This is a genomic window from Streptomyces sp. NPDC006265 (assembly GCF_040613555.1).
Classification (GTDB): Bacteria; Actinomycetota; Actinomycetes; order Streptomycetales; family Streptomycetaceae; genus Streptomyces.
Window position 1 is genome coordinate 1 of record NZ_JBEXSH010000799.1, and the last position, 4,219, is coordinate 4,219.

Sequence of the window (4,219 nt, forward strand, 5' to 3'; positions counted from 1 at the left end):
AACGACGTGCGGGCATACCTAGTGAGCAACCGGAGGGTAGGTTGGTCACTTCGGATGCGCGTCTCGGCCCGAGCCCTGCGCCATGGACCGGCAGCCACGAGATGCCGGTGCGGGGCGTCAGCTCGCTACCGCTCCCACGACGTCCGGGATCCGGAACGGCTTGCCGCAGCCGCCGCAGACGATGGGGGCCTGGGCGAGGACCGACGGGACGACGCGGACGTTGCGGCCGCAGTCGCAGACGGCCTTGACGCGTACGCCGCCGCCGGAGGAGCCGTGCCGGGCGGCCGGTCCCCGGAAGGTGCGGGAGGTGTCGGAGGAGGTCGCGGCGGTGTGCGCCTTCAGGGCACGCTGGAGACGCTCCATCGTCGGGCGGTAGCGCCGCTTCGCCTCGGGGGTGAGCGTGACCAGGGAGAAACCGCTGCTGGGATGCGGTTCGTCGGGGTGGTCCAGGCCCAGCTCCTCGGCGATCGCGAGGAATCTGCGGTTGTGGTAGCGGCCGGCACGGGAGGTGTCGCGGACGCCGCGCGAGGCGGCGACGCCATGGACTGCCTCATGGAGCAGTCGCTCGAAGGAGAGCTCGTGACCGCACGCGGACGACGACTCCCCGATCAGGGACTCTGGCGCGGCAAGGTCGGGCAGCTCGGGGTGGTACCGCTGAATATCGGCCCACGCCTGTGCCAGCTCTGCGGCGAGTACAGGTGGTGTCTGTGTCGTGCTCACGTAATGACAACGAGCCGGGGTGCCCCAGTGTTCCGATTCCGGGCCATCCCAAATAATTTGCACGTACCCGTCAGTTGCCTCTGATGCGTCCCGACGAGGGCGGGTGCGCTGATCTGTGGATAAGCCTCACAGCTCACCGCAAGGTGGTGCGTAGCCCCGCGTACGCCCCGGCGCGTAGACCCTGTCTGCGCGCCGGGGTGGCAAGATTCCGCTGATGCGCAAGAGGTGTTTCGGTCGCCTCGCGCCCCCACGGTAAGCGCGTGCCCCACCTCGGTAGGCGCCTGCGACGACCGCGACGTTACCTGGTGCGTCGTCGGCGTCCGGCACCGACCCGTCCCCGGCGACCAGACACCGTACGGTCACCGCGTGATCGGCGAGCTCGGACTCGCCATCCTCGCCGAGCGCGCGGCCCAGCGGATGCACGCCCAGCGGCCGGGGGTGGCCGCCTCGACATCCTCCCGGCACCAGCGCGGGAAATCATCCGCCCGGGGGCGAGAACGGGTGCCTTGCCATGGCGGGATGGTGCGGGCCCGGGTTGCCGGAATGTGAAATCTCGCCATAGGCACATGACATCTCACAAGCCCTGCCCCATTCCACTGGACGACAGGTCGAGGGGGGAGTTTCCTGGCATACGGGGGTAGTGCGAGCGCACTGTCACGGGGGCCATGGAATCGGGCAAGAGGCAACTCTCGGCGGATTGGGGCGCTTACTTATGACACCTACGCTCGTGCGGCAGCACCTGCCTCACGCGGGGGCCGTACCCCGCGTGGACCTGCGTGCACGCGCGCGTGACTGGTCCGAGATCCAGGAGCGGATGCTCGTTCCGCTCTACGAGGCCGTCTACGAGCGACTGGAAGTGGGTCCCGCCACGCGGCTGCTCGGCCTCGGCTGCGGTTCCGGGCTCTCCCTGCTGATGGCCGCCGCCCGGGGAGCGGCGGTCACCGGTGTCGACGTCTCCCCCGAAAGAATGGCCCTGGCGCGGGAGCGGCTGCTGCCCCAGACGCCGGGTACACGTGCGCGGCCGGACATCCGACTGGTCGACGGCTCGCCCCGGGACACCGCGGTGCCGGGCGCTCCGGGGTTCACCCTGGTGACCGCCTTCGAGCCGATCGGGTGCCTCGCGGGCGACTCGGAGGGGCTGGGCGGGCTGCTCTCGGAGGCGGCACCGCTCGCCCGGCGCGGTGCGGCCGTGGTGCTGGCCGGCTGGGGCCCGCCGGAGCGGTGTGCCACGGCGTCCGTGATGCGGGTGGCCACGAAGCTGGCTGAGCCGCTGCGTCATTCGGGCAGCTGGCGTCCGGCCCGCCGCGACGACCTGGAGGACGTCGCCCAGCGGGCCGGCCTCAAGCCGGACGGGTCGGGGCGGGTGGCGTGCCCCTTCGGATACGCCGACATGGACAGCGCGGTACGCGGCCTGAAGTCGACGGGGCTGTTCGACGCGGCGATGACGGCGACGGACCAGGTGCAGGTGGACAAGGAGCTGACCGAGGCCCTGCATCCGCACCAGCGGCAGGACGGGACGGTGTGGATGCCGAACGTGTTCCGGTATCTGATCGCCCGGACTCCGTGACTCCGGCCCTCTGACCGAACGACCGCGAGGGCGCCCCTGTGCGCCAGGGGCGCCCCCGGTGTCGGGCGAAGAGTGCGGCAGACGGGCTGTCAGCCCATGAACTTCTTGAACTCGTCGGGGAGTTCGAAGTCCTTGCCGCCCTGCTGGGGCAGTCCGAAGGTGCCGCCGCCCTCGGCCGCGGCGGCCCGGCGGGCGGCCTCCTCCTGCTCCTGCTGCTTGCGCTTCATCGGGTTGCCGGAGCGCTGCTTGCCCTTGGCCTTCTTCGGCTGCTTCTTGGTGCGGCCGGGACCGCCGCCCATGCCCGGCATGCCGGGCATCCCGGGCATGCCGCCGCCCTGGGCCATGCGGGACATCATCTTGCGGGCCTCGAAGAACCGCTCGACCAGGTTCTTCACGGCGCTCACCTCGACGCCGGAACCCTTGGCGATACGGGCGCGGCGCGAGCCGTTGATGATCGTCGGCTCCTGGCGCTCGGCCGGGGTCATCGACTTGATGATGGCGGCCGTGCGGTCGACGTCCCGCTCGTCGAGGTTGTTGATCTGGTCCTTCATCTGGCCCATGCCCGGGAGCATGCCGAGCAGCTTGGAGATGGAGCCCATCTTGCGGACCTGCTCCATCTGGGCCAGGAAGTCGTCCAGGGTGAAGTCCTGGCCCTTCTTGGACGCCAGCTTGGAGGCCATCTTCTCGGCCTCTTCCTGGCTGAACGTCTTCTCCGCCTGCTCGATCAGGGTGAGGAGGTCACCCATGTCGAGGATGCGGGAGGCCATCCGGTCAGGGTGGAACGCGTCGAACTCGTCCAGCTTCTCGCCGTTCGACGCGAACATGATCGGCATGCCGGTGATCTGCCGGATCGACAGGGCGGCACCACCGCGGGCGTCACCGTCGAGCTTGGAGAGCACCACGCCGTCGAAGCCGACGCCGTCGCGGAAGGCCTCGGCGGTGTTGACGGCGTCCTGGCCGATCATCGCGTCGACGACGAACAGGATCTCGTCCGGGGCGACGGCGTCGCGGATGTCCGCGGCCTGCTGCATCATCTCCTGGTCGATGCCGAGGCGGCCGGCGGTGTCCACGATCACGATGTCGTGGACCTTGGTCTTCGCGTGCTCGATGGAGTCCTTGGCGACCTTGACCGGGTCACCGACGCCGTTGCCCGGCTCGGGAGCGTAGACCGCGACACCGGCCCGCTCGGCGACGACGCTGAGCTGGTTGACGGCGTTGGGGCGCTGGAGGTCACAGGCGACCAGCAGCGGCGAGTGGCCCTGCTCCTTGAGCCAGCGGCCGAGCTTGCCCGCGAGGGTGGTCTTACCGGCACCCTGCAGACCCGCGAGCATGATCACGGTGGGCGGCTGCTTGGCGAAGCGCAGACGCCGGGTCTCGCCGCCGAGGATGGTGACGAGCTCGTCGTTGACGATCTTGAGGACCTGCTGGGCGGGGTTCAGCGCCTTGCTGACCTCGGCACCGAGGGCACGCTCCTTGACGTTCTTGATGAACGTCCGGACGACGGGAAGCGCCACGTCCGCCTCGAGGAGCGCGATCCGGATCTCGCGCGCCGTGGCGTCGATGTCCGCCTCGGAGAGCCGTCCCTTGCCGCGCAGGTTCTTGAAGGTCGCTGAGAGGCGATCGGAAAGAGTATCGAACACGGCGCTCGCGGTCCTCAGGGTTGGTGGCTACAGGGAATCGCCCTCCAGGGTATCCCGGCGTGACAAGTCGCCGGGTCGGCCTTACCCACGCAGTGTCTCCTCCAGCTTCCGCGCCACCGACGCCGCCTCGTCCCCGGGCAGCGGCGCGCCCTCGGGGCCGGTCACGTAGAACGCGTCGACGGCGTTGGCGCCCAGCGTCGAGACATGTGCGCTGCGCACCTGCACGCTCGCGTCCTCCAGGGCCCTGCCGATGCGGAAGAGCAAGCCGGGGGCGTCCTGGGAGCGGACCTCG

4 protein-coding genes and 1 pseudogene are annotated in these 4,219 nt (G+C 70.0%); 1 reads left to right on the forward strand and 4 read right to left on the reverse strand.

The features are described from left to right. Positions 1 to 117: 117 nt before the first annotated feature. A complete protein-coding gene (locus tag ABZ281_RS40170) occupies positions 118 to 720 on the reverse strand; it encodes a hypothetical protein (RefSeq protein ID WP_356662922.1) in 603 nt (200 codons plus the stop codon). Positions 721 to 993: 273 nt separating this feature from the next. After that, a pseudogene (locus tag ABZ281_RS40175) lies at positions 994 to 1,178 on the reverse strand (proline--tRNA ligase); the annotation flags it as partial. A gap of 254 nt (positions 1,179 to 1,432) precedes the next feature. On the opposite strand from ABZ281_RS40175, the gene ABZ281_RS40180 reads away from it, so the two are divergent. Then, entirely contained in the window at positions 1,433 to 2,287 is an 855-nt protein-coding gene (locus tag ABZ281_RS40180; RefSeq protein WP_356662923.1) for a class I SAM-dependent methyltransferase, read from the forward strand. 89 nt (positions 2,288 to 2,376) lie between these two features. Here the strand turns inward: ABZ281_RS40180 and ffh are convergent, their stop codons facing one another. Together ffh and ABZ281_RS40190 are read right to left on the reverse strand one after the other, a co-directional pair. Then, a complete protein-coding gene (ffh, locus tag ABZ281_RS40185; RefSeq protein ID WP_356662924.1) occupies positions 2,377 to 3,927 on the reverse strand; it encodes a signal recognition particle protein in 1,551 nt (516 codons plus the stop codon). A gap of 81 nt (positions 3,928 to 4,008) precedes the next feature. Then, positions 4,009 to 4,219 (reverse strand): ACT domain-containing protein (locus ABZ281_RS40190; protein ID WP_356662925.1); only part of this gene is annotated, 211 nt, incomplete at its 5' end.